The 4,424-nt window shown below is 45.1% G+C and carries 4 protein-coding genes and 1 pseudogene; all 5 read right to left on the bottom strand.

Annotation, left to right across the window (positions count from 1 at the left end; genetic code table 11):
* The coding region (locus AC1DWN_RS28720) for a hypothetical protein (RefSeq protein WP_477562297.1) at nt 1–527 on the bottom strand (527 nt) is incomplete at its 3' end.
* Nucleotides 524–2,002, bottom strand: coding sequence for a xylulokinase (locus AC1DWN_RS28715; RefSeq protein WP_477562296.1), 1,479 nt, complete (start codon nt 2,000–2,002; stop codon nt 524–526). The genes AC1DWN_RS28715 and AC1DWN_RS28720, both read right to left, overlap by 4 nt.
* 11 nt (nt 2,003–2,013) lie before the next feature.
* Nucleotides 2,014–3,153, bottom strand: a complete 1,140-nt coding sequence (gene ald, locus AC1DWN_RS28710; protein WP_477562295.1) for an alanine dehydrogenase — start codon at nt 3,151–3,153, stop codon at nt 2,014–2,016.
* Between the two features lie 38 nt (nt 3,154–3,191).
* Nucleotides 3,192–3,980, bottom strand: a complete 789-nt coding sequence (locus AC1DWN_RS28705) for a DeoR/GlpR family DNA-binding transcription regulator (protein ID WP_477562294.1) — start codon at nt 3,978–3,980, stop codon at nt 3,192–3,194.
* 23 nt (nt 3,981–4,003) lie between these two features.
* Nucleotides 4,004–4,424, bottom strand: a pseudogene (locus AC1DWN_RS28700) (aminotransferase class III-fold pyridoxal phosphate-dependent enzyme); the annotation flags it as partial.

Raw genomic sequence — 4,424 nt, 5'->3', positions numbered from 1 at the left:
ATATGCAGCATCGCGGCCCAACCGCGCTTGTTTAGAACCTCCAGATGATGATGAGGCAAGAAATCGAAGACCCGTATTTCTTTCTCGGGGATATAGGAATCAGCAAAATTTAAGTAAACTTTGCATCCCAAAAATCCGCCCTTATCGATCCCCTCTTCAAATTCCGAGGCACTCATACCAGGCTTAGTGACCATCAGAGACGGCAGGCTGTGCTCTTCGGCGCACTCCCTGATATATTCATTACCAGCTTCGATGTCGTAATTCAAACTCACTTGCGAGAATATAAGCGGAGTAACCTGCTTTCCTGGAAACATAAGCCGATAAGTCTCGTATAGATCCTCTATCGGATTTTGTGCAGCAACCAAGGACGGCCACGTAACGGCTCTCACGGGCGCTTTTGAGGTTTGTATGCGAATGCTGTCAAGCCATACATGTGTATGTATGTCGATGATTTTATCGGGTAAAAACTCTTTTAGCTTGGTTTCGTAATAAATTTTGTCAACTTCCTTAAACTCGAATAAACTCATTCTGACAAACCCCCATTATTCGAAATAGATTCGCTTGTAAATTTCCTGTATTCTCGCTTATAAACCTCATGCGCCGCTGGATCCGGTTTCCTAATAAGCTTTGGAAAGTCTGCTTTTAGGAATGCTCCTCTTTCATCCGAATATAGACCCGTGCCGATACCTGCCATAATGGCTGCCCCTGCTGCTCCAGCGCAGGACCCATTGATAACGCTTACTTCTTTCCCGAGAACATCGGCTACGATTTGTGGCCAAAGTAAAGACTCTGTAGGTCCGCCAACCATCGTCACGGAATCAAATCGCATCCCAGCCTCGTCCAATCGGTCTATATGCATTTTTAAGAGATAAACCGTTCCTTCCATTAGCGCTCTTGCGATATCTGTCTTTGCGAACTCATCCCGTTCGTCGAGCTCATCCGGCAACATGGGGCTTATGAGAAGCCCGCCCGCTCCAGGCTTAGCCGCGCTGGCAAGCTCATTAAACGTATCGTATCTATCCGGAGCGCTGGAAATATATTCGCAGATATATTTATCCACCGAAGTGGCGATTGCTGGAATTGAAAACATCGCGCCCCACGGCCCTTTTGGTTGAAGGAATGGGTCGACCAGCATCTTAAGATCAATCGCACTCTGCCGATCCTTTAATGGTGTGAAGCCTACCCATGAGGTTCCGCAGGATAGAAGCAGTTGTCCTTCATCCAGTACCCCCGCCCCCCTTGCGGCACTCGGGTGATCGAAAGAACCAACTGTCACGGGCATTCCAGGCGGAAGCCCTGTCTCGACAGCAGCTTCAACAGTGATATAGCCCAGAACCGATCCCGGAGCTAGTAAACGCGGCAGCTTCTCCTCGGGAATTCCTAATTTCCGCAAATAAGGAAAATGCCACTCCATTGCCTTCTGATCCTGCAGATAGAAGGTGGTAGCGGTAGAACTGTCAATTGCCCATTCTCCAGTTAACTTGTAATTCAAGTACTCCGTGCTCATACACACTCTTGCCGATCTTTTCAGTAGGTCCGCCTCGTGAACGTTCAACCAGGAAAGATGAGCAAGTGGAAAAGTTTTTAGCAGCGGCCATCCTATCAAATCATGAACTTCACTTGCTCCCAGCTTCCCGAACGTCGCTTCCATTTCATCCGTAACACGTTCATCCATCCAACTGAATGCAGGGAGCATTGGCTCCCCACGATCATTTACAAGCAGAGTATTTCCGCTGGCCGACGCTATGCTTAGCCCCGAAACGCATGCACCCTCGGGCAGTGCTGAGACCAGCTTGCGAATGACATCGGCAGTCAACCGGAACAATAGATCAGCATCAAACTCGATACGGCCATCATCAAAAACTTGAGTTTGAGTTTCGTTACGCTCCCTTGAAACAACAGAACCACCTGCTGAGAGCAGTACCCCTTTTACGGCTGATGTACCGATATCAAGTCCTATTAGGTATTCCTGGTACACCCGATTATCCTTGCCCGACATCATCAATCACCCTCTCATACAACAGCGCTCTTCTTCGTATCCAAGCACTCCATTGGATCTATATAGTCGAGACCTAGGCTTTTCGCTACGGGTTTGCAAGTGACCGAGCCGTCGTAAGTATTTAAGCCTAGGCGCAAATCTGGATACTCTATCAAAGCTTGCTCTATTCCTTTGTTTGCAAGCTTCACAAGATAAGGCAGCATTGCTGCTTCAAGCGCAAAGGTCGATGTCCTTGGAACGGCCCCTGGCATGTTGGCAACCGAATAATGAACCACGCCGTATTTTTCATAGTACGGGTTGTCATGTGTCGTAACTCGATCAATCGTCTCGATCGATCCACCCTGATCAATAGCTACATCTACGATAACTGATCCTTTTTTCATCGTCTGTACCATTTCTTCCTTCACGATTTTAGGCGCTTTCGCTCCAGGAATGAGTACCGCACCGATGAGCAAATCGGCATGTTTAACAGCTTGAGCTACGTTGTATTCATTGCAAATCAGAGTAGTAATTCGCCCTCCGAATATATCATCGAGGTAAACAAGCCTATTTTTATCCACATCCAGAATAGTGACCTTAGCACCGAGTCCAATTGCCATCTTCGCGGCATTCGTACCTACAACCCCGCCACCGATGATCACGACATCTGCACTGCTCACCCCCGGAACTCCGCCTAATAAAATGCCCATGCCGCCATTATACTTTTGGAGCATCGTTGCTCCGATCTGAACCGACATTCTTCCAGCAACCTCGCTCATTGGAGCAAGTAAAGGAAGCTGTTTATTAACGAGCTGTACTGTTTCAAAAGCAATGCCAGAAATCTTTTTTTCAATTAACATCTTTGTTAAGGGAAGTTCCGCTGATAAATGCAAGTAGGCAAAAAGTGCTTGCCCGGGTTTGAAAAACTCATACTCCGATGCTAAAGGCTCTTTCACCTTTACAATAATATCTGCTTGGTTGAACAGCTCGCGCTTGTCCTCTAGCACCATTCCTCCAGCATCCAAATACTGTGCATCGTCAAATCCACTGCCTTGACCCGCATCCTTCTCCACAAATACTTGATGTCCTTGGCCTACTAATTCTTTTACTCCACCGGGTGTAAGTGCCACTCTATTCTCGTTGTTTTTGATTTCCTTTACCAAACCAATCTTCACATTCATCACCAGCTTCTAAAGGATTATTAAACCAACCATTAAACCAACCGTACCTCAATGCCCTGTTCTTTAAATGCCTCGATTTCTTCCTTGTTGGCATTTTCGTTTGTGATGAGGCAATCCATTTTCTCGATACCTGCAATAAGTGAAAAATTAGCCCTGCCTATCTTCGTGTAGTCCGCCACTAAAATTGTCTTATCCACTCTAGCGATCATTTGTCTGTACAATTCCGCTTCCTGGTGATGATACGTGCTAACCCCAAACTCGGAGCTTATTCCATCAGAAGAGAGGATGAGCTTATCGGCCTTATATTTGTTTAATTGATTAATAGCATCATCACCTGAGACAAACTGGTATTCAAAATTTAGATTTCCTCCAAGCAAAATAACAACATTAACATTTCTGTTGAATCCGGCTTCCTGCGCGATTGACAAGGAGTTCGTAATAATAATTAGATTTTTGTGATTCCTTAATTCCTTCATCACATAAAGTGGTGTCGTTCCTGAGCCGAGAATGACGGTATCACCATCAGAAATGAGGGAAGCCGCATCAACCGCAATTTTTCTTTTTTCTTCTTTATTAGTCTCCGCACGTTCTTGAAAGTTCATATTATAATACGATTTGTAAGTGCTGATCGCACCTCCGTGCGTGCGCTGCAGCAATTGCTGTGCACCCAGCTCATCCAGATCACTGCGGATAGTTACCTCTGATGTACCAAAAAGTTTACTTAATTCAGCTACCTTTACCTTGCCTTCTCGATGGAGCAAATCCAAAATCCGTTTTCTTCTCTCGTCGATGTCAATATCTTCTATTTTTTGTTCAATCATAATTACTCCTTCATTAATCAATGTCATTTTATGCTTTCTAAAGCATCATCCATCTTATCCAAAAAGAAGTCTATCATTATTTTGGTAGCGATAATAGGCGGTTTTGTAAGTGCTACAGGCGGGCATTTCGCTTTATAGGTTTGAGCACTAATATCGATGCAATTTTTATTAAGAATGCCTGTAAATAACGTAACCTTCTCCGCTTCATGAAAGAACAAGGTTGAAAGATGTCCGAGCCCCTCCACCCTCTCAATAAGCGAGGAGTGCCGCAGCGTCAATGCTTGGAGCTTTTCTTCGTAATAAAGTCCCATTTCACGAATGTACGCCGCATTTTCTTCGGCAAATTTCATCGTGATCAAATAAGCTAATGCCGCTAATTCTTGCTGTCCATTGGTCACAAGTGCGCCAAACTGATTCAACGTATCCATTTGATAAGTAGTAATT

It is taken from the genome of Paenibacillus sp. P4_A7 (assembly GCF_056402455.1).
The sequence above is the reverse complement of the archived record's forward strand: the minus strand, read 5'-3'. Positions and strand labels throughout refer to the sequence as shown.